General features: G+C 69.1%; 24 protein-coding genes. 11 read left to right on the forward strand and 13 right to left on the reverse strand.

The features are described from left to right. On the reverse strand, window positions 1-846 hold the full coding sequence (gene trpC / locus WDJ58_RS08420; protein WP_338917228.1) for an indole-3-glycerol phosphate synthase: 846 nt from the start codon (window positions 844-846) through the stop codon (window positions 1-3). A 107-nt stretch (window positions 847-953) separates the two neighbouring features. Continuing rightward, a complete protein-coding gene (locus WDJ58_RS08425; protein WP_338917229.1) occupies window positions 954-1,613 on the reverse strand; it encodes a helix-turn-helix domain-containing protein in 660 nt (219 codons plus the stop codon). A gap of 203 nt (window positions 1,614-1,816) precedes the next feature. On the opposite strand from WDJ58_RS08425, the gene mtnP reads away from it, so the two are divergent. Beyond that, window positions 1,817-2,665, forward strand: coding sequence for an S-methyl-5'-thioadenosine phosphorylase (gene mtnP, locus WDJ58_RS08430; RefSeq protein ID WP_338917230.1), 849 nt, complete (start codon window positions 1,817-1,819; stop codon window positions 2,663-2,665). Here the strand turns inward: mtnP and WDJ58_RS08435 are convergent. Together WDJ58_RS08435 and WDJ58_RS08440 are read right to left on the reverse strand one after the other, a co-directional pair. Next, window positions 2,656-2,910 carry a hypothetical protein gene (locus WDJ58_RS08435; protein WP_338917231.1) on the reverse strand — a complete coding sequence of 85 codons (255 nt, stop codon included), beginning with the start codon at window positions 2,908-2,910 and terminating at the stop codon, window positions 2,656-2,658. The two genes, mtnP and WDJ58_RS08435, sit on opposite strands and share 10 nt — an antisense overlap. A gap of 68 nt (window positions 2,911-2,978) precedes the next feature. Beyond that, window positions 2,979-3,893: an ArsR/SmtB family transcription factor gene (locus tag WDJ58_RS08440; protein ID WP_338917232.1), complete on the reverse strand. Its 915-nt coding sequence runs from the start codon at window positions 3,891-3,893 to the stop codon at window positions 2,979-2,981. Between the two features lie 184 nt (window positions 3,894-4,077). On the opposite strand from WDJ58_RS08440, the gene WDJ58_RS08445 reads away from it, so the two are divergent. Then, window positions 4,078-4,851, forward strand: coding sequence for a CPBP family intramembrane glutamic endopeptidase (locus tag WDJ58_RS08445; protein ID WP_338917233.1), 774 nt, complete (start codon window positions 4,078-4,080; stop codon window positions 4,849-4,851). Window positions 4,852-5,142: 291 nt separating this feature from the next. Next, window positions 5,143-5,910 (forward strand): CPBP family intramembrane glutamic endopeptidase, encoded by a 768-nt coding sequence (locus WDJ58_RS08450; protein ID WP_338917234.1) that lies wholly within the window; start codon window positions 5,143-5,145, stop codon window positions 5,908-5,910. A gap of 121 nt (window positions 5,911-6,031) precedes the next feature. On the opposite strand, the gene WDJ58_RS08455 is transcribed toward WDJ58_RS08450, so the two are convergent. The 5 genes from WDJ58_RS08455 to WDJ58_RS08475 all read right to left on the reverse strand — a co-directional run bounded on the left by WDJ58_RS08455 (window position 6,032) and on the right by WDJ58_RS08475 (window position 13,588). Then, window positions 6,032-6,991 carry an alpha/beta fold hydrolase gene (locus WDJ58_RS08455; protein WP_338917235.1) on the reverse strand — a complete coding sequence of 320 codons (960 nt, stop codon included), beginning with the start codon at window positions 6,989-6,991 and terminating at the stop codon, window positions 6,032-6,034. Between the two features lie 73 nt (window positions 6,992-7,064). After that, window positions 7,065-8,267, reverse strand: coding sequence for a segregation/condensation protein A (locus tag WDJ58_RS08460; RefSeq protein WP_338917236.1), 1,203 nt, complete (start codon window positions 8,265-8,267; stop codon window positions 7,065-7,067). Then, window positions 8,260-11,838, reverse strand: coding sequence for a chromosome segregation protein SMC (gene smc / locus WDJ58_RS08465; protein WP_338917237.1), 3,579 nt, complete (start codon window positions 11,836-11,838; stop codon window positions 8,260-8,262). Before smc ends, WDJ58_RS08460 begins: the two co-directional genes overlap by 8 nt. 25 nt (window positions 11,839-11,863) lie before the next feature. Then, the gene (locus tag WDJ58_RS08470) at window positions 11,864-12,199 is read right to left on the reverse strand and encodes a DUF7518 family protein (RefSeq protein ID WP_338917238.1); all 336 of its coding nucleotides are present in this window, start codon (window positions 12,197-12,199) and stop codon (window positions 11,864-11,866) included. Between the two features lie 192 nt (window positions 12,200-12,391). After that, window positions 12,392-13,588, reverse strand: a complete 1,197-nt coding sequence (locus WDJ58_RS08475; protein ID WP_338917239.1) for a PAS domain S-box protein — start codon at window positions 13,586-13,588, stop codon at window positions 12,392-12,394. A 285-nt stretch (window positions 13,589-13,873) separates the two neighbouring features. Between WDJ58_RS08475 and gatB the strand changes: the two genes are divergently transcribed. The 3 genes from gatB to WDJ58_RS08490 all read left to right on the forward strand — a co-directional run bounded on the left by gatB (window position 13,874) and on the right by WDJ58_RS08490 (window position 17,779). Beyond that, complete coding sequence (gene gatB, locus WDJ58_RS08480) at window positions 13,874-15,361, forward strand: Asp-tRNA(Asn)/Glu-tRNA(Gln) amidotransferase subunit GatB (RefSeq protein WP_338917240.1); 1,488 nt, start codon at window positions 13,874-13,876, stop codon at window positions 15,359-15,361. 150 nt (window positions 15,362-15,511) lie between these two features. Then, complete coding sequence (locus tag WDJ58_RS08485) at window positions 15,512-16,102, forward strand: ArsR/SmtB family transcription factor (RefSeq protein ID WP_338917241.1); 591 nt, start codon at window positions 15,512-15,514, stop codon at window positions 16,100-16,102. Window positions 16,103-16,153: 51 nt separating this feature from the next. Then, window positions 16,154-17,779 carry a S8 family serine peptidase gene (locus tag WDJ58_RS08490; protein ID WP_338917242.1) on the forward strand — a complete coding sequence of 542 codons (1,626 nt, stop codon included), beginning with the start codon at window positions 16,154-16,156 and terminating at the stop codon, window positions 17,777-17,779. Between the two features lie 65 nt (window positions 17,780-17,844). Here the strand turns inward: WDJ58_RS08490 and WDJ58_RS08495 are convergent, their stop codons facing one another. Next, window positions 17,845-18,474: a hypothetical protein gene (locus tag WDJ58_RS08495; protein ID WP_338917243.1), complete on the reverse strand. Its 630-nt coding sequence runs from the start codon at window positions 18,472-18,474 to the stop codon at window positions 17,845-17,847. 44 nt (window positions 18,475-18,518) lie between these two features. On the opposite strand from WDJ58_RS08495, the gene WDJ58_RS08500 reads away from it, so the two are divergent. Continuing rightward, window positions 18,519-18,755, forward strand: coding sequence for a hypothetical protein (locus WDJ58_RS08500; protein ID WP_338917244.1), 237 nt, complete (start codon window positions 18,519-18,521; stop codon window positions 18,753-18,755). 81 nt (window positions 18,756-18,836) lie between these two features. On the opposite strand, the gene WDJ58_RS08505 is transcribed toward WDJ58_RS08500, so the two are convergent. After that, the gene (locus WDJ58_RS08505) at window positions 18,837-19,427 is read right to left on the reverse strand and encodes a GNAT family N-acetyltransferase (RefSeq protein ID WP_338917245.1); all 591 of its coding nucleotides are present in this window, start codon (window positions 19,425-19,427) and stop codon (window positions 18,837-18,839) included. A 98-nt stretch (window positions 19,428-19,525) separates the two neighbouring features. Here WDJ58_RS08505 and WDJ58_RS08510 point away from each other — a divergent pair, with 98 nt between their 5' ends. Beyond that, window positions 19,526-21,526, forward strand: coding sequence for an AMP-binding protein (locus WDJ58_RS08510; RefSeq protein WP_338917246.1), 2,001 nt, complete (start codon window positions 19,526-19,528; stop codon window positions 21,524-21,526). A gap of 73 nt (window positions 21,527-21,599) precedes the next feature. Here WDJ58_RS08510 and WDJ58_RS08515 read toward each other — a convergent pair whose 3' ends face one another. Next, entirely contained in the window at window positions 21,600-22,307 is a 708-nt protein-coding gene (locus tag WDJ58_RS08515; RefSeq protein ID WP_338917247.1) for an AMP-binding protein, read from the reverse strand. 61 nt (window positions 22,308-22,368) lie between these two features. Then, window positions 22,369-22,608 carry a hypothetical protein gene (locus WDJ58_RS08520; protein ID WP_338917248.1) on the reverse strand — a complete coding sequence of 80 codons (240 nt, stop codon included), beginning with the start codon at window positions 22,606-22,608 and terminating at the stop codon, window positions 22,369-22,371. Between the two features lie 132 nt (window positions 22,609-22,740). Here WDJ58_RS08520 and WDJ58_RS08525 point away from each other — a divergent pair, with 132 nt between their 5' ends. The 3 genes from WDJ58_RS08525 (at window position 22,741) to WDJ58_RS08535 (ending at window position 25,461) form a co-directional block, all read left to right on the forward strand. Next, window positions 22,741-23,856 carry an OBG GTPase family GTP-binding protein gene (locus WDJ58_RS08525; protein ID WP_338917249.1) on the forward strand — a complete coding sequence of 372 codons (1,116 nt, stop codon included), beginning with the start codon at window positions 22,741-22,743 and terminating at the stop codon, window positions 23,854-23,856. A gap of 9 nt (window positions 23,857-23,865) precedes the next feature. Continuing rightward, entirely contained in the window at window positions 23,866-24,318 is a 453-nt protein-coding gene (locus WDJ58_RS08530; protein WP_338917250.1) for a TIGR04206 family protein, read from the forward strand. A 387-nt stretch (window positions 24,319-24,705) separates the two neighbouring features. Next, the gene (locus WDJ58_RS08535; protein WP_338917251.1) at window positions 24,706-25,461 is read left to right on the forward strand and encodes a VOC family protein; all 756 of its coding nucleotides are present in this window, start codon (window positions 24,706-24,708) and stop codon (window positions 25,459-25,461) included. Window positions 25,462-25,517: the final 56 nt, after the last annotated feature.

Genomic DNA, 25,517 nt, shown 5'->3' on the forward strand with positions numbered 1-25,517 from the left:
TCAGGTACCTCCGTCCGCATCCGCGTCCGTGTCCGCGCTCCCGCCCCCCTCCTCTTCGGGATCGAGCGGCGTCGAGAGCCGCTCGGTGTTCGCTCGCACGTCACCGTCCATGATCGCCGACCCGACGAGGAGGCCGTCGGCCCCCGCCCGACGCATCCGGGCGGCGTCCTCCGGGGTAGCTATCCCGCTCTCCGCTATCAGGGTGACGTCCTCGGGGATGCCCTCCGCTTCCCGCTCGCGAGCGCTCCCGATCACCCGCTCGAACGTCCCGAGATCGACCTCCAGTCGTGCGAGGTCGCGGTTGTTCACTCCGACGATATCCGCGCCCGCCTCGAGCGCCGTGTGGAGTTCCTCGCGGGTGTGGACCTCGACGAGCGCCTGGAAACCCCGCTCGCGGGCCGCGGTGAGCATCGGCGCGAGGTCGTCCCCGAGGAACCGCGCGATGAGCAGCACGACGTCGCTCTCGACGACGTCCAGCTGGCCCTCCGAGAGGAGGAAGTCCTTCCGGAGGACGGGGACGTCGACGGCCTCGCGGACCCGTCGGAGCGAGTCGGGCGACCCGCCGAAGTGATCCGGCTCCGTGAGCACCGACAGCGCGGCCGCCCCGCCGGCGACCATCTCCCGGACGAGTTCGACGGGGTCGTCGCCCCGCTCGCCGTCGGTGGTCGGACTCGTCGGTTTCACCTCCGCGATCAGCGGCACGCGTCCGTCCCGTTCGGCCGCCGCGAGCGCGTCCGGGAGCGACCGCGCCTCGGACACCGTCACCCGCTCGCCGCGGCCCTCGCGCTCACGCGCGCTCTCCAGGATGGCGGTGACCGCCGGCGCGAGCTCTCCTTCAGTGTCCATTAGTGTGCACTAACGCACGCATCTGCACATAAGAGTTGCGTCATTCGATCGGCGTGGGCCCCGGCCCGGATCGACCGTCGGGGGTTCCTCGTGTGGCGCGAGGGCACTCACTCGAAGTCGCCCGCGGAGGAGAGCAGTACCTCCCGGAGGACCGTCCCGTTGCCGCGACGTATCCGTTCGGAGAGTGCCTGCCTGGTGATGCCGAGCTCCTCCGCCAGTTCGTCGAGGGTCGTCCCGCTCGGGACGTCGAAGTACCCGCGCTCGGTGGCGAGGACGAGCGCCTCGCGCTGGGTCTGTGTGAGTCCGAACTGCTGGCCGTGGTCGGTCTCCTCGCTCAACGTGTAGGTTCGATCGACGTGGAGGGGGAGGCTGTGTTCGAGGACGAAGTTGTGGAACGTCGAGAGCCCGTCGTGATCGACGAACCGAAGTCGGAACGCCCACCGGTCGTCTCCCTCCGCCTCCAGGACCACCCCGCCGGCCTCGGCGATCGCCTCGAGCAGATCCGTCGGTCGCGTCGCCCACTCGATCCGGTAGAGGACCCTGTCGTCGATCCGGTCGAGCGCCAGGAGCTCCACGACCGCGGAGTTCGCACGCACCTGCTCCTCGAAGACCTCGTGGTCGCCGCCGGTCGCCCACACGTACGGCATCACTATCTCCCCCGTCGGAACCACCCGTTCCAGCTCCAGGTGCATCCCCGGCGGTCGGTCGAGGATCCGTCCGAAGGAGAAGTTCTCGTCGTCGATCGTGAACTCGAGGATGACGCTCATCGATGTTCACATGGCAACCACACCACGTAACCTTTCAGATTACATATGAACGGTGGGGGAGTCACGGGACGGGCTCGGCCGTCGTCGACCGACGGCGAACGCCCGAGGATCCCGGAGCTTTCCACTGGCTACCGGAGACGATCCCCGGTCGGCCCCCCGGTCACCGACCGACAGTATAAGTCCCCGGCCGTAGACCCCCGCGTATGCCCATCGGTTTCGTCGGCGGGAGCGGCATCTACGAGGCGCTCGATCTCGAGAACGAGTCCGAGGTTGCGGTGTCGACGCCGTTCGGTGACCCCGCCGCACCGGTGACGGTCGGTGCGCTCGACGGGACCGAGATCGCCTTCCTCCCGCGACACGGCCGGGATCACGAGTTCTCCCCGACGACGACGCCCTACCGTGCGAACCTCCACGCGCTCAAGTCGCTGGGCTGTGAGCGGGTGCTCTCCTCGAACGCCGTCGGAAGCCTCCGGGAGGACCTTCCGCCCCGGACGCTCCTCGTGCCCGACCAGCTGTTCGATCGGACGAGGGACCGGCCGTACACGTTCTTCGACGAGGGCGTGGTCGTCCACGCGGCGTTCGGCCAGCCGTACTGTCCCCACATGGTCGAGCACCTCACGGCCTCGGCGGCGGGCGTCGACGTCGACTGCGAGCGCGGCGGCACCTACGTCTGCATCGAGGGCCCGCAGTTCTCGACCGTCGCCGAGAGCGAGTTCTACCGCGACCAGGGGTTCGACGTCGTGGGGATGACTGCCGTCCCGGAGGCCAAACTCGCCCGCGAGGCCGAACTCTGCTACGCGACCGTCGCCGGCGTGACCGACTTCGACGTCTGGAAGGAAGGTGCCGAAGTCACCCAGGAGGAGGTCGTCGAGAACGCCCTCGCCAACGAGACGAACATAAAGGAGGTGGTCGAGCGAGCCGTCGAGGCGATGCCCGAGCAACGCGAGTGTGACTGTGGCTCCGCGCTCGACGGCGCGGTCGCCACCGATCCCGGGAGCGTCGACGCCGAGGCGCGCGAGCGGTACGGGACGCTGCTCGGCGACTACCTCTGATCTCGCTCGTCCTCCCGTCCGAACCGATCGAGGAATCCCGGTCTCCCCTTCGAGAGCAGCAGCCCCCAGGTGACCAGCAGGTAGACGACCATCGCCGGGATCGAGGTGAAGACGGACGACCCGGAGCCGGTCGTCCGGAGGTAGAGCACGGCTCCCAGTAGGAGGACCATAGCGAGGAGCGCGTACAGCCGGAACACCCGCCAGCCGTCGAACTCGTACGCCTCGCCGCGGACCTCGACCCGCATACCCGGTGTAACCCGTCTCGGGGGTTAACGGTTGTCCCGCGCCGGACCGGGCGGACTCCTGGGCCGGGTCAGGTCCCGCCGGCGTCGCGCTCGACCGCACTGACGCTCGCGTCCGACTCGACGACCGCCGTCACCGACTCGCTCCCGGCCTCGAACCTGACCGTCAGCCGGAGCGGGTCGGTCGACCGCAGCGAGACGTCGGGGAGCGAGGCGTCCCCGAGCGCCCAAGAGGGTTCGGTCGACGGGTCGAACCCGTGCTCGAAGAGGAACCCCTGCACCCCGGGGTGGAACATCGCGGGCATCGCCGCCGAGGCCCGTGCCGTGCTCCCGCACCGGCCGCACGCGAACTCGGCGTGGGCGGGCATCCCCGCCACCCGCTCGTCCCCCTCGTCGCGCACGAGTCGTCCCTCCATGCGGCCCGCACAGGTGTAGCAGAACCCCGCGAGTATCCCGCCGAAGACGTGCTGTATCCACCGGTCGAACGCGAGCGGGAGCTCCTGCTTGCTGAACTGGTCGAGGCTCCCCGGCGGGAAGCCGAACTCGTTGCGCCACTCCTCGCACTCGGTACAGCTCATCCGCGCCGTCTCCTCGGCGTACTCGGCGACGAGGCCACCCCCGCACACCGGACACTCCCCCTCGACCGGGATGGTCTCGACGGTCGCGTTCGCGGTGTAGGTCCCCCCGTGGATGGCCCCGACGACCTGCCGGCCCGCGTAGGTCAGTTCGTACCCCTCGTCCGTCCGGCGGACGAACGACCCCCGGAGCTTCCCGAGGTGGTAGTTGAACCCCCCGCTATCGCGCATCCCGACCCGGCCCTGGAGTTCGGCGAACGGCATGGATTCGTCGGGGGTCTCGCCGAGCGCCTGCAGTATCCCGACGCGCGTCTCGTCGCCGAGCAGGGCGAACGCGGCCTCCGGTGACTGCCGTTCGACGGTGATGCCCTCATCCTCACCCTCGTCGTCCGTCCCGGTGTCACCCTCCATGTGTGGGCGTCCGGCGAGACGTCACTTGACTGTACCGTCAGTCGACCCCGGACGACCCCGCGAGGGGCTCCAGCGGCGTTGAGGCGGAGCACGGTCCCGTCGGCGGGCTGGGGCCTGCCATGCTATGACGGACAGAAATCCCGTTCTGCGAGAAGATATATCCGATACCGGCGTTCCGCCGTGCATGGCAACAGAGACCACCACCGAACTGCCCGGAACCGGACCCCAGGCGACCGCCGTCCCGACGACCCGCTCGCGGGCCGTCCTGACCGGCGCCGTCCTCTCGGCCGTCGCCCTCGTCGGCACCATCCCGATACTGGTCGGCGTCGAACCCCTCCAGGCCGCCCTCGGATACGGCGGCGAACTCGCCGTCACGTACCTCGTCAGCGGGTCGGTCCACGCCGCCTTCATGGGCCTGGTCGCGCTCCTCTACCTCCGGTTCCGACCGGTGACGATCCCCGTCCGATGGCCGACGCTCCGCGAACTGGCCCTGGTCGCCGGCACGACCGTGTTCGCGCTGGTCCTCGCCGTCCTCGTCCAGTCGCTCGGCGCGGCGCTCGGGGCCGAACCGGTGAGCCACTTCGTGAGCCGGGCCGCCGCACAGGACCCCGTGCTCGTCTACGGCGGCGGGCTCGTGATGGTCCTCCTCCTCGTCGGCCCGGTCGAGGAGCTCCTGTTCCGGGGTGTCGTCCAGGGGCGGCTCCGCGAGTCCTTCGGGCCCGTCGGGGCCATCGGCCTCACCTCGGTGCTGTTCGGGCTCGGCCACTACCTCGCGTTCGTGTTCGGCGGCACCGAACTCGTCTCGCTCGGGCTCGGCTTCGCGCTGTTCGGCACCGCCGTCACCTCCGTCGTCCTCGGCACCGTCTACGAACACACCGGCAACCTCGCGATACCGGCCCTGATACACTCGCTGTTCAACGGGACGCTGTTCGCCATCGCCCTCCTGAGTGTGCTCTGAACGGTCCCTCCCGGGACACGCGGCTCTCGGTACCTCGTCACGTCCCTTCCGGCTCCCCGTCGTCATCGGCTTCGGTACACGGTACGAGGGCCGCTACTTACTGCGTGACGGGTCCGCGTTTCTCCTTGCGCTCGCGAGCCCATTCCTGTCTCCCACTGTAGTGACGTTCCTCCTTCTCGACGGGAGCAGGCTGGGCTACCCTCCAGTGGTGGCCCGAATGCGTGCCATGCTATGACGGACAGAAATCCCGTTCTGCGAGCAAATATATCCTCCATTGACGTCCTGCCGGGTATGGCAACTCGAACCACCGCCGAAACCCTCGCTCCAGCCCCGACGACGACCGACGGGGGCCGCCTCCGGACGCTGCTCGTCGCCAGCGGGCTGCTCGGCGCCGCGGTCGTCGGCGGGGTCGCCGTCCTCGAGACGTTCCGCCTCGTCCAGGCCGCGGTTTACGGCGAGGACTTCCTGCTCACCTTCGCCGTGGGCGGCACGCTCTCGACGCTGTTCCTGTTCGTTCTCGCGTTCGCGTACCTCCGGGGCCACCCGATCGCCGTCCCCGTCCGGCGGCCCTCGCGCCGGCAACTCGGCTGGGTCGGAGTCGGTATCGTCGCCCCCCTCCTCGCGGGCGTCGTCCTCTCGATGGTCGGCTCGGTCCTCGGGGTCGGGGGTGCGACCAATGGGCTCGACAGCGTCGCCGCGGCGAACCCCGTGCTGGTCTACTCGCTCGCGTTCGTCTCCGTGCTCGTGCTGATCGCCCCGGCGGAGGAACTCCTGTTCCGCGGGGTCGTCCAGGGTCGGCTCCGCGAGACCTTCGGGCCGGTCGCCGCCATCGGAGTCACCTCCGTCGGGTTCGCGCTCGCACACGTCGCGACCTACTGGTGGGGCGGCTCGGAGGTCATCTCGGCCGGCGTCGGCCTCTCGCTCCTCAGCATCGCTATCACCTCGGTCGTCTTCGGTGCGATCTACGAGCACACCCGGAATCTCACCGTAGTGGTGCTGGCCCACGGCCTGTTCAACGCGCTGCTCATCGCGGTGTCGCTGGCCGTGGTGCTGTCGTAGGTCGCAGTTCCGTTCTCCGAGATCCGGCTGCCGGCGGTCGGTGCCCTCGGTATCGGACCTCCGGTCCTCCACTCCCCTGTGCCGACGGACGGCGTTCACAGTCCGGCGACCCGGGACCACCTCATCGGCGCGCCGCACTCGACCCGGACGCGACGGTGGTCGTCGTAATCCGGCCGACGTCGCCCGTGTAGTGCTCCGACAGGAACGAGCGTGCGTACCTGGTCACCGTCCGCCGCCCGCGTGGCGAGAGGAAGTGCCGTTCGCCGGCCAGCAGGACCGACTCCGCCAGCGAAGGGAGCCACGCGGCGGCCCGCTCCGCGGTCCGTTCGCCCGGGAAGAACGGGTCGCCTTCCGCCGTGACGACGAGCGTCGGCGCGTCGAACCCCCCGAGGTCGTCCGGACCGTCGGGACCGGGGAACTCGGCCTCGAGGTCGCCGGTCCGGAGCGCCAGTCCGACCGTCTCCAGCACCACGCTCTCGACGGCGCTCGGCCGGTCGGTGAACATCGGAGCCAGCGCCCGCTCCAGGAGCCACTCCCGCGGGTAGAACCGATAGGCGAGCGACGGGAGGACCACCCGCGCCAGCGCCGGCGAGAGGGGCGTCCCGAACCCCGCGGGGACGACGAGGACGGCCGCCGAGATCCGCTCCGGTGCCTCGGCCGCCGCCTCCAGCAGGACGCCTGCACCGTGCGAGGCCCCGACCATCGCGACCGCCTCCAGCCCGAGCGCGTCGAGGACGTCGACGACCCACGGGCCGTACGCTCCCGGGGCCACGGCCGCGCTCTTCCCCGGCTCCCCGGGCGTGTCCGGCGCGACCAGTCGGTACTCGTCGGCGAGGCCCTGGACCCACGACAGCGTGACCGGATTGGTGACGTTGCTGCCCTGGAGGACGAGCACCGGCGGCGCGTCGGGGTCGCCGGCCAGCAGGACGTGCGTCCGACCGGCCCGCGTCTCGACCCACGTCTCCTCGACGGGGACGTCGAGGAGTTCGGCCACCGCCCGGTCGTACAGCGCGTCGAACGGCCCGTCGGTCGACGGAGCGGGAACGCTCTCCGCCGGACGGGTCGCGGGAACCGCGGTCATGACTTCCGTACGCGAAGCGCCGCGAAGTAGTTGCTCCGACAACACGTGTCCCGGTCCGGGGCCGCGTTTCGGTCTACGACCCGTCGCCTCCCCGCTCGTCGGCGCGGCCGCCGTCGGCCAGCGCCTCCTGCCCGTCCGCGACCGCGCCGGGGTCCTGCACCCAGAGGTCGCCGAACAGCTCGTCCTGCTGGAGCCGGACCTGCCCCCGGTGGGCGAGGAAGAGCAGCCCCAGGAACGTCTCGACGGTCGAGCCGCCCGACTCCCGTATCTCGGCGAACAGCACCTCCGTCCGACCCTTCTCGTACTGCTCGCGGAGGCCCGTGTACACCTCGTTGATCGTCGTCTCCATGTCCTCGTCGTGGGCCGTACCCGTGACGTCGGCGACGGTCGGCTCGTCGTCCATCCGGAAGTCGTCGGCCCCCCGGTAGTCCAGCGTCTGGGTCCCTCTGGAGTAGCCGTGCGGGGAGTCGCTCGTGTCGTAGGTCCGGTGGGCCTTCCAGAACGACTCGCGCTCGCGCTCGCGGAGCTCGCGGACGAGTTCGTCGAGCGTCTGTGGCATCCCGCGGGCCCGCTTGCGCTCGAGCCGCCGGTCCATCTCCCGCTCCAGCTCGTCGAACGGGTCGACCGCCGGGCCGTCGAACTCCTCGAACCCGTCCATCCCCTCCGCGGGCTCCTCGAACTCGTCGGGCTCCTCGAGCAGGTGGTCGGACTTCATCCGCAGCAGCACGGAGGCGTAGAACAGCGCCCGACCGCCCGTCCGGAGGTCCGCCCCGTCCAGCCGGTCGAGGAACTTGTCCGTCACCGCCACGATGTCGATGTCCCAGGGGTCGATGTCGCCGTCGTCGGCGAGGTTCACCAGTAGCTCGACCGGTTCCACCTCGTCGTCGTCTGTCTCCATCTCCATCGCCGCCGGCGCACCCTCGCCCGAGAGGTCCGTGATGAGCGACTCCCCGTCCTCGCCATCGTCGCGGTCGTTCTCGGCCACGCCCTCGCGGTTCCGCGACTCGTGGCCCGCGATGTTCAGGGGGATATCGTCGTCGTCGGGCTTCCCGTTCGTCTCGGAGGCCGATCCCTCCGAGTCGCTATTCTCCCCGTCTCGCGGGTCATCGGTCCGCTCCTCACGGCTCGCTCCGCTCGCCGATCGGGTTTCCGAGGCCTCCTTGCGGTCGGTCTCGCTATCCTCCCTGCCCAACTTCTCCGGGTCGCTACGCGTGTCTCGCGGGTCACTCCGTTCCCCGCTCGACTTCTCCGGGTCGCTACGTGACCCGCTAGTCATCGGCGACCACCCCCTCCATCGAGAGGTCGATGCCGGTGACCGCGCTCACGTTGTTCCCCTGCATCGTGACGCCGATGGCCCGCTCGGAGCGTTCGAGCAGGGCAGAGCGATGCGAGACGACGATGAACTGCGCGTCGCTCGCCAGGTCGTCGACGAGCTCCCCGACGAGTTCGGCGTTCGCCGCGTCGAGGAACGCGTCCACCTCGTCGAGCGCGTAGAACGGGGCCGGATTGAACCGTTGGATGGCGAAGATGAACGCGAGCGCGGTCAGCGACTTCTCGCCGCCGCTCATCGCGTCGAGGCGCTGGACCGGTTTGTCCGCCGGCTGGGCCTTCATCGTCAGCCCGCCGTCGAACGGGTCGTCCTCGTTTTCTAGATGGAGTTCGCCCGACCCGTTCGAGAGCTTGGCGAAGATGCGCCGGAAGTGCTCGTCGATCCCCTCGAACGCCTCCATGAACACCTCCTTCTTGCGCTCCTCGTACTGCTCGATGCGCTCGCGGATCCCCGCCGCCTCCTCGACCAGCGTTCCCTTCTTCTCCTGGAGGTCCTCGAGTTCGTCCTCGACGCGGTCGTACTCGTCGATGGCGAGCATGTTCACCGGCTCGAGTTCGGCCATCCGGTTCTCGAGCTTCGTGATCTGGCCCTTCACGTACGAGAGGTCCCGGATCTCCTCGGGGTCGTAGTCGCCGACCTGCGAGGCCAGTTCGTCGACCTCCCACTCCAGCCGGCTGGCCGTGCTTCGAAGCTCGTCGAGTTCGTCCTCGACGTCCGTGACCCGGCGCTTCCACTCGTCGCGGGCCTCGCGAGCCTCGCGCAGTTCGGCCTTGAGCTCCTCGCGCTCGCCCTTCAGCTCGGCGAGTTCCTCCTCGAGGTCGGCGACCTGATCGCGCTTTGCCTCCAGGGTCGCCTCGCGCTCCTCGATCTTCGATTCGAGCTCGTCGATCGTCCCCTCAGCCTCGGCCTTCCGGTTCTGCGCGGCCTCGATCTCGTCGTGGAGCTCCTCGATGGCCTCCTCGGCGTACTGCTTCTCCAGGCCGAGCTCGTTCAGCTCCCCGTCGAGATCGTCCATCTCCGTTTCGATCTCGTCGATCTCGGTGCGGATCTCCTCGGCGCGCTCGGTGAGTTCGGGGATGTCCGACTCCTTGAGCTCGCACTGGAGCTCCTCGATCGCCGCCTGCTCCTCGTCGATCTCGGCGTCCCGTTCGGCGATCTCGGCCTCGATCTCGTCCATCCGCTCGGACACCTCCTCGCGTTCGTCCTCGATGTCGGCGAGCTCCTCGCGGAGCCGGTCGATACGTTCCTCCAGTTCGACCTTCTCCGCCTCCTTGCGCTCGATCGACGACTCGACGTCGCGTACCTGGTCGGCCGCGTCGGACTGCCGGTCGCGGGCGTCCTCCAGTCGGTCCTCGACGCCACGCAGTTCCTCGCGGACGTCGCTGCGCTCGTCCTCCAGCTGGTGGATGCGCTCGGCGACCCGCTCGAGCTGGCCCTTCCCGGACTTCGAGAAGGAGTAGCGCGAGCCCGACGAGGAACCGCCGGTCATCGCACCCGACTTCTCGACGAGGTCACCGTCGAGCGTCACGAGTCGATGTCGACCCATCAGCTCCCTCGCAGTTTCGATCTCGTCGACGACCACCGTGTCGCCGAGGACGTACGAGAACACGTCGGCGTACTTCGGGTCGAAGTCGACCAGGTTGTACGCGAAACCGATCACGCCCTCGTGGTCGGGAAGTGATCCCAGCCCACGCGACTGCATCTTCGTCATCGGGAGGAACGTCGCCCGTCCGGCGTTGCGCTGTTTGAGGTACTCGATCCCCCGCTGGCCGACGCCGTCGTCCTCGACGACGACGTGTGCGAGCCGCCCGCCGGCGGCGGTCTCACACGCCGTCGCGTACTCGGGATCGACGCCGCCGAGCTGGCCGACGGTCCCGTGAACGCCGTCGAGGTCACTATTCAAAACGGTCGTGACCGCCCGACCGTACGAAGTGTCGCCGGATTCGCCCGCGCGAGCCTCGAGCTCGGCGTACTCCTGCTGTTTCGCGCTGATCTCGTCGTCGAGCTCGTCGAGCCGTTCCGAGAGCTCGCGCTTCTCCGCCTTGAGGTCCTCGACGACCCCCGTGATCGTCTCGCGGTTCGTCTCGACCTTCTCCAGTTCGGCCTCGAGGTCGGCGACGTCGGCCTCGATCTCGGGGATCCTCGCCTCGGCCTCCTCGATCTCCGCCTCCTTCTCGCGCTGCTCGTTGGTCCGTCGACGGGCTTCGTCGAGCAGGCGGTCCTGCTCGCGCTGGAGGTCGTTCTTCGCGTCCTTCAGCTCCGAGAGCCGCTCGCGGCGCTCCTCGAGCTCGTCGCGGACGCTCTCGTACTCCGTGTCGACGGCCTCGATCTCGGCCTCGACTCCCTCGAGTTCCTTACGCTTCTCCTCCAGGTCCGCCTTGAGGTCCGCCTTCCGGACCTTCGTGTTCCGTATTCGACCCTGGAGATCGTCGACCGTCTCCTGCTTGCGGTCGATCTGGACGAATGCCTGTCGGCGCTTGTTCTCCGCGTCCTCGATCCGCTCTTCGGTACTCGCGATGCGGTCCTCGAGCCGGCCGATCTCGCCCTTGACCTCCTCGATCTCGCGCTTGATCTCGAGCTGTTCGTCCTCGCCCTTGCGCTCGATCTCCGCGTTCAGGTCCTCCAGGTCCTCCTCCAGGCGCGTGACCTTCCCCTGTCGCTCGTCGAGTTCGCGCTGGAGGTCCGAGAGGTCGGACTCCTTCGAGGCTATCCCCTCGCGGGCCGATTCGAGGTCCGATCGTTTGTCCTCGAGTTCGGCGGCCTTCAGGTGCCCCTCGAACTCCTCCTTCTCCTCGCGGAGCCCCTGGTACTCGAGCGCCGTCTCCCGCTCGTCCTCGAGCTGTTCCAGCCGCCCCTCCTTCTCCCCGATCCGGAGGTCGGCCTCCTCGATGCGATCCTCGACGACCTCGAGCTCCTCGAAGGCGTCCTCCTTCTTGGCGTCGAACGCCGCGACGCCCGCGATCTCGTCGATTATCTCCCGTCGACGGAGCGGCGTCTTCGTGATGATCTCGGTGACGTCACCCTGCATCACGACGTTGTACCCCTCGGGCGTGACGCCGGCCTGTTCGAGCAGGTCCCGGACGTCCGTGAGGTTCACCGACCGGTCGTTGAGGTAGTAGTAGGAGTAGTAGGTGTCCTCGTCGGTCTGTTTCACCCGCCGACGGATGGTTATCTCGTCGACGTCGCCCACCTTGTCGGTCCCCGCGGCGCTCACGACCTGCGAGCGTTCGAGCGTGCGGTCGGCGTTGTCGAGGACGACCTCGACGGACGCCTCGCGTTCGCCCTGGAACTCCCGCTCCTCGTCGTCGTGCCCGGGGTTGTAGATGAGGTCGGTGAGCTTCTCCGCGCGGATGCCCGACGTCCGGGCCAGCCCGAGCGCGAACAGCACCGCGTCGATGATGTTCGACTTTCCCGAGCCGTTCGGACCGCTTATAGTAGTAAAGTCGTCGTAGAACGGGATTCTGGTCTTCCGGCCGAAGCTCTTGAAGTCGTCCAGGACGAGCTCTTTTATGTGCATGGGGCGCTCGTGGTGGGCCCCGCGGTCAGGCGACGATGATGTCGTCCGCGGAGTCCGTGTCCCCTTCCTCGCCCTCGTCGGCCTTATCCCCGTCGGCTGCCCCCTCCTCGGGGGCCTGATCGTCCTGCGGGGTCGACGTGCCGTTCGCGCCGTTCGAGCCCTTCGCGCCGTTGGCGGTCTGGGTCTCCGGGCCCGAGGGGAGCTGCCCCTCGATGATGTCCGGGTCGAGGTCGGGATCGACCTCCTCCTCGATCACCCGGAGGCGCTCTTTGGTCTCGAGCAGTTCGTCGGTCAACCCGTCGACGGTGGCCTGTAGCTCGCGCACTCGTGCCTCGAGCTCCTCCACGCGGTTGCCGCTCATACGGTGGTGACCGGCCTCCCGACTCATAAATCTGCGTCAGACATTGACACCGTACCTGATAGGTGCCGGACGGGGATTCGGAGGGTTTCGTCTCGAAGTTTCGGTAGGTCGCACTTCTACCACCGAAGACGCGATGCGAACCGCTCACGTCGTCGGATTCGAGCGTCCCTGGGTGATACCGCTCCGGGCGATTCACTCCGGTTCGCGTTCCCGGGACCGGTCGGTCTCGTCGCGGGTGACCTTGACGAAGCCGCAGTGCCGGTCGTCCTCGTCGAACACCGCCGTGATGACCACGTCGGCCCGGAAGGTCGACCCGTCCTTCCGGACGCGCCGGCCCCGGTCCTCGACGCTCCCCTCGGCGAGCGCTTCCGCCAGGAATTCCTCGTGGTCGCCCGCCTCGATCCGTTCTTCGGGGTAGAATATCGAGAAGTGTTCGCCGAGGATCTCCTCCCGGTCGTACCCCTTCAGGCGTTCGGCTCCACGGTTCCAGCTCGTGACGTACCCCTCGGTGTCGAGGGTGAATATGGCGTACTCCTCGACGGCGTCGACGAACAGCTCGAAGCGCTCGCGCTCCCGTGCGAGCGTCCGCTCGGTCTCTCGCTCCTCGGTGACGTCCCGGACGAGACAGAGCAGCGTCCCGTCCTCGGTGTACGCGAGGGCGTGGTCGACGACCAGCCGCGTCCCGTCCCTGGTGAGGTGGACGCTCTCGCCCGTCCAGCGCCCCTGCACGGGGACCGCGGGGAGGATTTCCTCCGAAACGCGGTCCACGTCCTCCTCGGGGTAGAGTACCGCCCAGTACTCGCCGATCAGCTCCTCGCGGTCGTAGCCGTAGATGTCCGCGTAGGCCTGGTTGACGTAGATGAACCTGCCGTGTTCGTCGAGGAACGATATCCCCTCCCGTGCGGTCTCGATCGCCCGGAAGCCGCGCCTGATCTCCCGTTCGACGGCCCGCCGGCGCACCGTGTTCTCGATGCGGTTGGCGAGCACCGAGTACTGCTCGGCGCCGCCCCGCTTCTGGATGTAATCGGTGACACCGGCCGAGATGGCATCGCTCGCGATCTCCTCGCTCCCCTTGCCCGTGAAGAGGATGAACGGGAGGTCGGGATGCTCCGACCGGACCGCTTCGAGGAACTCCAGCCCGTCCGTTCCCGGCATATCGTAGTCGCTGACCACGCAGTCGACCCGTTCGGTATTCAGCCGTTCCAGCCCGGCCTCGGCGCTGTGCTCGGTGAGCACCTCGATCGAGTCCCCCTCCCGTTCGAGATAGAACGCGACGAGGTCACAGAAGTTCGGCTCGTCGTCGACGTGCAGCACTCTGGCCCTGCTCCCATCGTGCAGTATCGAGAGAGTGTCGCGTAACGGGGACGCCCCGGGCTCCGTGGACGACATGACGTGGCCGTCGGAGAGCGGGTCCAAAATGATTACGACACAAAATCTACTGAATCCAAATCGGAGCGTCCCGGCCGTCCTCGACGGGGGACAGGCGGGGGGCATCCGGTTGGGATAGTAGCGTTTGGACGTCTTCACCCACGGACGGGGAGAATGTCCCCGTCCGGCGTGTCATCGATTGCGAACGCTACTGTAGTATCGACCCTGCTGGCGGCTCCGCGGGCCTCCTCTTACCCCTGCCGTTCCCGATACGCTTTACCCGACGGGCCCAGTGAGATACCGGTAATGACCGCACAGGCGACCGCGCGCGACCTCGCGACCGTCATCGGGCTGGAGGTCCACGTCCAGCTCGAGACGGACACGAAGATCTTCTGTGGCTGCTCGACCGAGGCCGACGAGGACGAGGAGCCCAACACGCGCACCTGCCCCGTCTGTCTCGGGCTGCCCGGCGCGCTCCCGGTGCTGAACGAGGCGGCCGTCGAGGCCGCCGTAAAAGTGGGGAAGGCCATCGACGCCTCGATCCCCGAGGAGACGACGTTCCACCGGAAGAACTACTACTACCCCGACCTGCCGAAGAACTTCCAGATCACTCAGTACGATGCGCCGCTGTGCGCCGACGGCGAACTGGAGTTCTCGGTCGAGGGCGACCGTCGGACGGTCCGCATCGAGCGGGCGCACCTGGAGGAGGACCCCGGAAGCCTCCAGCACGTCGGCGGCGGCATCGACACCGCCGACTACACCCTGGTGAACTACAACCGCGCGGGGACGCCGCTGATGGAGATCGTCACGGCACCCGACTTCCGCTCGCCCTCGGAGGTCCGGGCGTTCCTCGCCAAGCTGGAGGAGGTATTAGAGTACCTCGGCGTGTTCGACGCCTCCCGGGACGGATCCCTGCGAGTGGACGCCAACCTCTCGATGATCGACGCCGAGGCGGTCGACGAGTCGGGCGTCATCTCCGCGGACACCCTCGAATCCGCCAACCGGACGGAGGTGAAGAACATCTCCAGTCACAAGGGCGCGGAGAAGGCGCTCGCATACGAGCAGACCAGACAGAAGAACGCCCTCCAGCGGGGTCGCGCGGTCGAACAGGAGACCCGCCACTGGGACGAGTCGAAGGGCGTGACGCTCTCGATGCGTTCGAAGGAGGAGGAGAAGGACTACCGCTACTTCCGGGAGGCCGACCTCCCACCCCTGCGGGTCTCGGACTGGAAGCAGCGCATCGTCATCCCGGAACTCCCGGAGGCGCGCCGCGAGCGGTTCCGCGAGGAGTACGGCCTCTCCGCGGAGGCGGCCTCGAAGCTCACCTCCACGAAGCAGGTTGCGGACTTCTACGAGGACGTCGCCGACCGGTTCGACCCCGACCTGGCGGCGTCGTGGGTGGCCGACCGCCTCCTGGGCGAGCTCAACTACCGCGACATGGCGATCACCGACGCCGCGGGCCGGTTCGACGAGTTCACCCGGCTGATCGAACTCGTCGCCGGGGAGGAGATCACGACGAAGAACGCCGAGGAGGTCGTCCTCCGGACGATGCTCGACGAGGGGCTCGGCCCCGACGAGGTGGTCGAGCGCGAGGGGCTCGGCCGGACCGACGACGACGCGGTCGCGGCGGCGGTAACCGAGGCCATCGAGGAGAACCCCGACGCGGTCGAGGACTACCACGCCGGCGAGGACGGCGCGATCAACTTCCTCGTCGGCCAGGTGATGGGGAAGACCGGCGGGAGCGCCGACCCCGGGACCGTCAACGAACTGCTCCGGGCCGAACTCGAGGGGTAGAGCCCGCTCCCTCTCCCTCTTCCCACTCTCCTCGGACCCGTTCGACACCGCCCATGTCCGACCGCTCACCGACGGATCCGCCCGTCGTCGGCCCTTCGTGGCGATCCGGCATCCTCAAATATATACGTGCATACCGCTAGACGACAACCAATGTCAGAGCTCCTACCCTCGGACTCCGAGGTGCGAGCGGAGCAGAGCGGGGAGCTGCAGACGCTCTGGCTGGACTCCGAGGAGGCGGGGGACCTCCTCTCCTCCATCGCCTGCGACACCGCGAGGAACCTGCTGACCGCCCTCCACGAGGAGCCGTCGACGGCCTCGGAACTCGCCGACCGGGTCGACACGTCGCTCCAGAACGCGCGACACCACCTGGAGAACCTCAAGGAGGCCGGGCTGGTCCGGGTCGCGGACACGCGCTACTCCTCGAAGGGCCGCGAGATGAGCGTCTACGCGCCCGCCGAGGACCCGATGGTCGTCTTCGTCGGACGACAGGACGACGGCGAGGGGCTGATGGACTCGCTTCGCGAGTTCGCGCCCGTCGTGGCGACGCTCGCGCTCGCCAGCCTCCTCGTCCAGGCGCTCGTCACCCCCCCGGCCACCACCACGGCCGCGGGCGAGATACCGCGCATCGGTCAGAGCGTCGGTACGGTCGGCGGGGCTATCGGACTCCCGCCGGGGGCCGTCTTCCTCGCGGGCGGGCTGCTCGTCCTCGCCACGGCCCTCCTCGTCCGGCGAATCCGGTAGCCAGTCCGATGACCGCCAGGGACCGCCCGGGCCATCCGTGATCGACCGACGATGACGAACCGGACGACCCTGCTGCTCGTCCTGACGCTCCTCGTCGCGCTCTCACCGGTCGCACCGGGGGTGTCGCTCGTGCCCGACGCCCGGGCGGACGACCCCGTGATGTCGACCAGGTCGGGCCCGAGCCCCATCGAGTCGCTCGAGGACCGACTCGTCGGCGACGACGCCCCGGCGGACCCGGTCGAGCGGGAGGTGTTCGTGATCGTCCAGATGAAACAGGAGGCGGCTCTCGACCGATCCCGGTCCGACCTCTCCATCGTGGACCGCGAGGGTGCGCGTATCGCAAGGGGGTACGTCCCGCTGACGGCGGTGCGCGACCTGTCGAACGATCCGCGGGTCGAGGCGGTCCGTATCGAACGGTCCCGTCTGCAGGGTGGGGGGACGCCCGCGCTGGCGACTGATCCGAACGTGGCCGCCGGCGTCCCGGCGGTCGGTGCCGACGAACTCCACCTCGCGGGCGTCACGGGTCGGGGCGTCACCGTCGGCGTGATCGACGCCGGGTTCCGGGTGAGCGACCCCGAGATCGCCGGCCACGTCGGTGCCTACCGCTCGTTCGGCGACGAGGGGAGCGACTGGACCCACGGGACGGCCGTCGCGAGCGTCGTCACCGACACGGCCCCGGGCGCGAACCTCCACCTCGCGGCGGTCGGCGAGTCGACCACGCCCGAGGAGTACCGCGAGGCGGTCACCTGGCTGCGGCGGTCGGGCGCCGACGTCATCGTCGATGCGGGCTCGTACTTCGGACAGCCCGGCGACGGGTCGGGCGAGATCGCCGCCGTCGCGTCGGCGGCCGCCCGCGAGGTCGTGTTCGTCGCCGCCTCGGGCAACTACGCCGAGCGTCACTGGCGGGGACGCCACGACCCGACTGCCGGGATCGAGCGAGTCCGGTTCGCGCCGGGCGAGCGCGCCAACTACCTCGCGGGCGGCGCGCCGTTCGGCGGGCCCGTCCGCGCAACGCTCCGCTGGGACGACTGGAACGCGACGGGCGAGAACCGGAGCGACTACGACCTCCTGTTGCTCCGTCGCCAGCCCGGCCCCGACCCGGTCGTCGCCAGCGGGACCGAGTCCGGGGAGGACCCGGTCGAGCACCTCGCCGCGAGGGTCCCCCGGGGGCGCTACTACCTGGCGGTACGAGCGGCCAACGGATCGACGGGGAACGCGAGCGACGGCGACACGCTCGACCTGTTCGCCGGCCGCGGGCTCACACACCACTCCCCGGGAGCGAGCCTCACCGCGCCGGGGACCGCCCGGGGCGTGCTGACCGTCGGGGCCGGTACCGAGAACGGGACCGTCGCGGCGTTCAGCTCCCGGGGACCGGTCGCCGGGACCGACCGCCGTGGGGTCGATCTGATCGCCCCGGACGCCGTCGCGCTCCCCGGTGCCTCGACGGGGGCGGGTAGCTCCTACGCCGCGCCGTACGTCGCCGGGACGGCTGCGCTCCTCCTCGACGGTCACCCCTCGCTCGCGCCGCGGGACGTCCGGTCGGTGCTCCGGAACTCGGCGGTCGACGTCGGGCCGGCCGGGCCGGACACTGCCTCGGGATACGGTCGGCTCGACGCCGTCGCGGCCGACGAACTCGCCGCCGAGCACGAGCGATACGCCGGTATCGACGACCCGTAACTGTCGCCGTGATCGGGTGAGTGTGCGGGGCGTCCCGGCAGTCTCGAGCGCGGCGTCGAGAACCGTCAGTCCGTCCGGTCCGGTCCGCCCTCCGATCCGACCGCGTTCGTGTCATCCTCCTCCACGAACGGGTTGTGGCTCCCCTCGCGGCGGGCGTCGGGATCGACCCGGAGCAGGACCGCGAGCAGGGCGATTCCCGCGAGTTCGAGCGACGTCGAGACCACGCCGAGGAGCGTCCGTCCCGATCCGGGCGTCCCGGAGGCCGAGGCGGTGATCGCCGCGAGGAGCGGCTCGACGTAGTGTGAACGGAGCGTCGCGAGGAGGCCGTCGTGGCTGTGGCCGTCCGGGGACGGTACCTCTCCCCCGAGTGCGAACCCGTGATCGAGGACGGTGTGCCAGGCGACCCACCCGAGGACGTACCCCGCGAGGAGGACGATGCCGAGCACGTAGGCGCGGCGGTGGTCGAGGCGACCGCGAGCGACGGCGACGATGCCGGCGAAGGTGGCGAGCGCCGAGACGACGAACAGGAGCGGGCGTGGGTCGGCGAGGACGAACTCCGTCAGGTAGGACCCGAGCAGTCCCCGGGCGAGGACCTGCAGGAGCGTCTCCCCGCCGACGACGAGGTGGACGACGGCGACGGCCCCCACCACCTGCAGGGCGAGGAACCGGAGCGCCCGGACGCGGGACTCCTCCATACCGACGCTGAGTGTGCCCGGAACAAGAGGGCCCCGATTTCGCGGTGACGACTCCCCCGTTCTCCCGGTTCGGCGAGCGGCGGCGACCGAGTTCGGGTATCGACATGCCCCGGTCGGCACGGGAGGCTCCCCCGATCGTGGTGCCTCGTCCGATCCGCGAGCACGTCGAGGACAACTGGCGGGCGCGGACGCTCGAACTCACCGACGCCGACGTCGAGAGTCTCGACGCCATCGGTCGGACGGAGCGCCAGTACTCGCCGGACTACGCGCCGGACTGGTGAGCGCGAACGGCGGGCCGTCCGGCGAGCGACGAGGGGCCGACGGGCTGGCGCGACGTCGGGGGCGGGTACGAGACCGGGTCCTCAGCGCCCGGTGTCGTACTTGTAGGTGGCGTTCTCGGCGTCGATGCCGAAGTCCTCGGCGGTCTCTTCGGGCTCGGGCTCCGACTCCTCGACCGCCTCGGCGGCGTCCTTGAACCGCTCGCGCAGGGCGTCGGGCATCCGGAACCGCTCGGCGTCGACGACCATCCCGATGGCCTCGGGGTCGAGCGACTCGCGCTTCTCGTCGAGACGCTCTCGGAGGAGCTTCGGGAGCTCCTCGGGCTCGACCCCGCGGAAGCCGAACTGGGCGAGGTACTCGTGCTCGCCCGTCAGGGCGTACACCTCCTCGAACCCCTCCATCTCGGCGGTGTCGACGAGCCGCTCGACGACGTGCGCGCCGACGCCCTGGTCCCGCCAGCCGTCGAGGACGCCGATGCTGGTCAGCTCCGCGATCTCGGGCTCGCTCGGGTTCGGGTGGTAGCGGACCCGGCCGAACCCGGCCCGGGTGTTCGACTCGTCGTCGACCGCGATCACGTAGTCCCGCGAGCGGAAGGCCGTCTCGTCGAGCCCCATCGACTCGATGTGGTCGAGGAGCCACGCCTCGTCGCGGTTGCGCGCGTCCCGGACGTACATGCCTCCGGGTAGGCGACGGGCCGGGAAAGGTTTTATTACGTCGAGGGGACGCACGGCGACCGGACAAACTACTTGCCGGTGGGTGGTCACCTCCCCGTATGGAGTCACTCGGCGAGTTCGACGAGGTGGTCCACGAGCCCTCGCGGGAGTTCGTGGAGTCCACCAACGTCTGGCAGTTCATGCAGGAGTACGACATCGAGGACTACGACGAGTTGATCGAGCGGACTACCGGGGACGTCGAGGGGGTCGAGGAGTCCGGGATCGACTGGTTCTGGGACGAACTCGTCGACCACCTGGGGATCGACTTCTACGAGGCGTACGACTCGGTCCGCGACGATACCGACGGCCCGCAGTTCTCCGACTGGTACTCCGGCGGCGAGATAAACATCGCGCACAACACGGTCGACCGCCACGCCGCCCGCGACTCGCCTACCCGGAACCGGGTCGCGCTGATCTGGGAGGGCGAGGACGGCGACGTCCGCGAGGTGACCTACCACGAACTCAAGCGCGAGTCGAACAAGGTGGCGAACTACCTCGAATCGCAGGGTGTGGAGACGGGCGACCGCGTCGGGCTCTACATGCCGATGGTCCCGGAGGTCGTCTCCATCCTCTACGGCTGTCTCAAGGCCGGTGCCATCGCCGTCCCCATCTTCTCGGGGTTCGGCGTCGACGCCACCGCCACCCGGATCGAGGACCCCGAGGTCGACGTGCTATTCACCGCCGACGGGTTCTACCGCCGGGGCGACCGGATGACGCTCAAGCGTGCCGCCGACGAGGCGATGGAGGACGCCGACCACGACGTCCGCTCGGTCGTCGTCTACCGCCGGTGGGACGACTCGGAGCCGCCGATGACCGACGGCCGCGACGAGTTCTGGGGCGACGCGGTCGATCCCGCGTCCGACGAGTACGAGACGAAGTCCCTCGACTCCGCCCAGGAGTCGATGCTGCTCTACTCCTCGGGGACCACGGGGCGACCGAAGGGCATCGTCCACACGCACGCGGGCGCGCTAATGCAGTGCGCAAAGGAGGTCTACTTCGGGTTCGACCACAAGCCCCACGATCGGTTCTTCTGGGTCTCGGATATCGGCTGGATGATGGGCCCCTGGACGCTCATCGGCAACCACGCCTTCGGCGGCACGGTGTTCATGTACGAGGGCGCGCCGGACTACCCCGAACCCGACCGGTTCTGGGAGATGATCGACCGCCACGACCTCACCACCTTCGGCATCTCCCCGACCGCCATTCGTGCGCTCAGGAAGCGCGGCGACGACTGGCTCGACGGCCACGACCTCTCCTCGCTTCGGCTCCTCGGTTCGACGGGCGAGCCGTGGGACCCCGAGTCGTGGATGTGGTTCTACGAGAACGTCGGCGGCGGCGAGGCCCCGATCATCAACATCTCCGGCGGCACGGAGATCTGTGGCTGTTTCCTCATGCCGATGCCCACCCAGCCGCTCAAGCCGTGTACGCTCGGCGGCCCGGGCCTCGGGATGGCCGTCGACATCGTGAACAGCCAGGGCGAGTCCGTCGCCGACACCCACGAGCGGGGGTTCCTCGTCTCGCGGGACTCCTGTCCGAGCATGACCAAGAGCCTCTGGGAGGGCGACGAGCGCTACCTCGACACCTACTGGTCGTCGTTCGAGGACCCGCCGATGTGGGACCACGGCGACTGGGCCCAGAAGGACGAGGACGGCTTCTGGTTCCTCCACGGCCGGGCCGACGACGCGCTCAACGTCGCCGGTCGGAAGGTCGGCCCCGCCGAGGTCGAGGGGGCGCTCATCGAGCACGAGGCGGTGAACCAGGCCGCCGCCGTCGGCGTCCCCGACGACACGACCGGGACCGCCGTCGTCACCTACGTCATCCTGGAGGAGGGGTACGAGGAGAGCGACGAGCTGCGTGAGGAACTCCGCGAGCAGGTGGGCGAGGAGCTCGGCAAGCCGTTCAGGCCCCGCGAAGTGCTGTTCGTCGACGAGTTCCCGAAGACCCAGTCGGGGAAGATAATCAGGAGAGCGATCCAGGCGACCTACACCGGCGAGGATCTCGGCGACATGAGCAGTATCGAGAACCCCGACGCGCTCGACCGGCTGGAGGACGCGCGGTAGCCCCGGCCCCGATCGCTCGGAGCTGCCCGGAGGCGGACCACCGGAGGTGGGTGGTGACCGATAGTGCGGACGCTCAACGCAGAACGTCGTCGGGAGCGACGGCTCTCTCCGGCCCGCCCTCGCCGACCGCGTAGTCGCCGACCCCGTCCTCCCCCGGCAGGAGGACGACGGCTCCCGCGAGGATCGGCGCGACGAGGCCGGCCGCGACGGTCCCGGGGTGGGTGAACGACCCCCGGACGGCCACCGCGTCGTCGGGGTCGAGGGTCCACTCCTCCCTCACCCGTCGGGCGGCATCGAGGACCTCGCCGTGGGTGAACGTCGAGTCGGGGGTGGTCAGGAGCGTGTCCTCGGGGTCGACGCGATCGGGGGGTTCGGTCGGGTTCTCCGACCAGACGTCGCGCTCGAAGTAGGCGACGCTCGGATCAGCCGGTTCCGAGCCGTAACCGACCCGCCGTGTCCGCGGCCCGGCGTCGAAGTCGTCGAGACTCGGTGTGGGTGCGACGAGCGCCTTCGTCCGTTCGCCGAGCGCGTCGGGGCCGAACCCGACGGCCGCGCCGAGCAGCGCGGCCCCGTAGAACGCGAGGACGGCCTCGGGAGCCGGGTCGTCGGCGATCGCGACGGACATCCCCGATCTGACGCCCTCGTTCCGCAGCAGGTTACCGGTCTTCCAGGCGGTCGTACAGAACCGGCGGTAGTCGTACTCGCGACCCGTGGCCTGGAGGGCGGGGGCGTCGCTCCGGCGGTCGCGGCTCACGGCCTCGCCGAGTACCCGGACGGTCACGGCCGGCCCTTCGGGAGGCCGGGAGAAAAGTCGTCCGCCACGTCGGGGGTCCTCGCGCGGATCAGTCGGTGCTGGGCTCGGCCTCGTCGGGGTCGGGATCCGGGTCGGCGTCACCCTCCGTCCGCTCGGGAAGGGCGAAGTTGACGAACAGGATGCCGAACACCCCCAGCCCGGCGACGAGGAACCCCACGTCCTCGAGGCCGGTTTCGAACACGAACGCGAGGGCGGTGTGGAGGAGCGCGACGAACGTGACGCCGACGAGCAGCAGCGTGTAGGCGATCTTCCGCTTGCCCATGCCCATGGTCCACCTGGGCGCGGTGACCGTATAAGCCCCCGCCTTCCGGCGGTCCCGGCGGGTCGGGGGATCCGTCCAGTTCCGGGTGGTCCGCCCGAACGGACACCTTTTTCGGTCGCGCCGGCCGACTCACGGGTGATGGGGCTCAAGGAGGAGATCGAGGCGATCGAGGAGGAGATCGCCGAGACCCCCTACAACAAGTCCACCGAACACCACGTCGGCCGGCTGAAGGCCAAACTCGCCGAGAAGAAGGAGAAACTGGAGCGCCAGCAGTCCGGCTCGGGTGGCGGCGGCGGCTACGCGGTCGAGAAGACGGGCGACGCCACCGTGGCGCTCGTGGGGTTCCCGAGCGTCGGCAAGTCGACCCTCCTGAACGCCCTCACGAACGCCGAGAGCGAGGTCGGCGAGTACGAGTTCACCACGCTCAACGTCCACCCGGGGATGCTCAAGTACCGGGGGGCGAACATCCAGCTGCTCGACGTCCCCGGGCTCATCTCGGGGGCCGCCGACGGGCGCGGCGGCGGCCAGGCGGTCCTCTCGGTCGTTCGAACCGCCGACCTCGTGCTGTTCCTGCTCTCGGTGTTCGAGGTCGAACAGTACGACCGCCTGCGCGAGGAGCTCTACGCCAACAAGGTCCGGCTCGACACCAGCCCGCCGAACGTGAGCGTCTCGAAGCGACACAAGGGCGGTATCAGGGTGACCACGAGCGGGGACGTCGGCCTCGAGGACGAGACGATCAAGGGCGTTCTCCGGGAGTACGGCTACGTCAACGCCGACGTCACGATCCGCGAGGAGCTGACCATCGACGAGCTCGTGGACGCGCTGATGGACAACCGCGAGTACCTCCCCTCGGCGGTGGCGGTGAACAAGGCCGACCTGATCGAGCCCGACTACAAGGAAGGGGTCGACGAGAACCTCCGGAGCCTCGGCCTCGACCCCGAGGAGACCGTGTTCATCAGCGCCGAGGAGGAGCGCGGGCTCGACGCGCTGAAGGAGACGATCTGGGAGCGGCTCGGACTCATCAGGGTGTACATGGACAAGCCCGGCCGGGGGATCGACTACGAGGAGCCGCTCGTGCTCCGGGAGGGCCACCACACGGTCGACGACGCGCTCGACCGGCTCGGCGGGTCGTTCGACGAACGGTTCAAGTTTGCGCGCGTGACGGGCGCGAGCGCGAAACACGACGAACAACAGGTGGGACGCGACCACGAACTCGCCGACGAGGACGTCCTCCGCATCGTCGCCCGGAAGTAGCGGGACCGCATGGCACACTCGACCCCACGTCGGCGGCTGGCCGCGCTCCTCGCGCTCGGACTCCTCCCCTGGACGGTCGTCTTCATCGGCGACCAGGTGACGCTGTTCTTCCCGTTCGGCGTGCTGAACACGGGGCCCCTGGAGTTCACGTCCCTCCCGGCGTGGTTCGCCGGTGGGGGGCGACTCCCGCGGAACCCCGAACTCCTGCCGCTGTCGTACCTGTTCTACCTCGGGGCGCTGGTGAGCGTCTCCGGTGGCCTGTGGGACCGCGAACCGCCACGGCTCACCGCCGGCCTGCTCGTCCTGGCGAGCGTGGCTCACCTCGGCGTGTCGTACTCGGTGCTCCACCGCATCGCGTACCTCCCGGTCCCGGTGGGGGCGCTCCTCGCGCTCGCGTGGTGGTTCTACTGGCCCGACCTCCGGACGGTGCTGCTCGCGCCGGCCGATCCCGAAGGGAAGTAGGGTCGGGACTGCTCGGATGCGCGGTTGCCGAGCCGAGTAACCGAGTTGGGTGGGACTGAAAGGGGCCGGCGGTTCGGCGAACCCCGGCGTTCACGAGAGCAAAGCTCTCGTGCAGTATGCGAGACGCGCAGCGTCTCGCATGCACACCAGAACGGCGGAGCCGTTCTGGGGACAGCCCACGAGAACCGCTCCGCGGTTCTCGGGACGAAGTAAGGACCGCAGGAGCGAGCGGAGTGAGCGACGAGGACCGCAACGAGCCGCGGGAGCCGAACCGGCGGGGGCTTTCGAGCGGTGTTCTCCCGCGAGGACTTCCCGTACCACCTACGGAACCACTACCCCCTCCGCGACGGCATGATTTATCCGCCGTCGGCGAGTGCCCACGGCTGTATGGACGCCACGCTCGATCACGTCATGATGCGCGTCGAGGATCTCGACGCGGCGATGGACTGGTACACGGGGAACCTGGAGTACGAGGAGAAGGGGCGGTGGGAGGCCGACACGTTCACGAACGTCTTCCTCGGCCCCGAGGACGTCCACGAGGACGGCGCGCTGCTGGAGCTCACCTACAACCACGACGGTCGCTCCTACGAGATGGGCGACGCGTGGGGGCACATCGCCGTCCGCACCGACGACGTCTACGAGGCGTACGACGAGCTGATGGAGAAGGGCGTCGAGGACTACCGCGACCCCGACTCCTGTGGGGGCTCCTACGCGTTCGTGAAGGATCCGGACGGCCACGAGGTCGAGATCGTCGAGCGGGACCACGGCGCGAAGTACTCACTCGACCACACGATGATGCGCGTCGAGGACGCCGACGCGGCCATCGGCTGGTACAGCCGGAAACTCGAGTACGAGCTGTTCCGGCGCTCCGAGCACGACTCGTTCGCGCTCTACTTCCTCAAGCCCGAGGACGCCCCCGACGAGGCGATGAGCGTCGAACTCACCTACAACTACGACGGGAGCACCTACGAGATGGGCGACGCGTGGGGCCACGTCGCGGTTCGGACCTCCGACCTCCACGGGGCGTGGGAGACGCTGATGGAGCGAAACGCCGAGGACTACCGCGACCCCGAGTCGTGCGACGACCGCTACGCGTTCACGAAGACGAACGACGGTCACGAGGTCGAGGTCGTCACCCGCTGATACGGTCGTACGTAGTCCGTTACCGGCGATCCCCGACCCACTCTGGGTTATCGCCG

Source organism: Salinirubellus litoreus (genome assembly GCF_037335815.1).
Taxonomy (GTDB): domain Archaea; phylum Halobacteriota; class Halobacteria; order Halobacteriales; family Haloarculaceae; genus Salinirubellus; species Salinirubellus litoreus.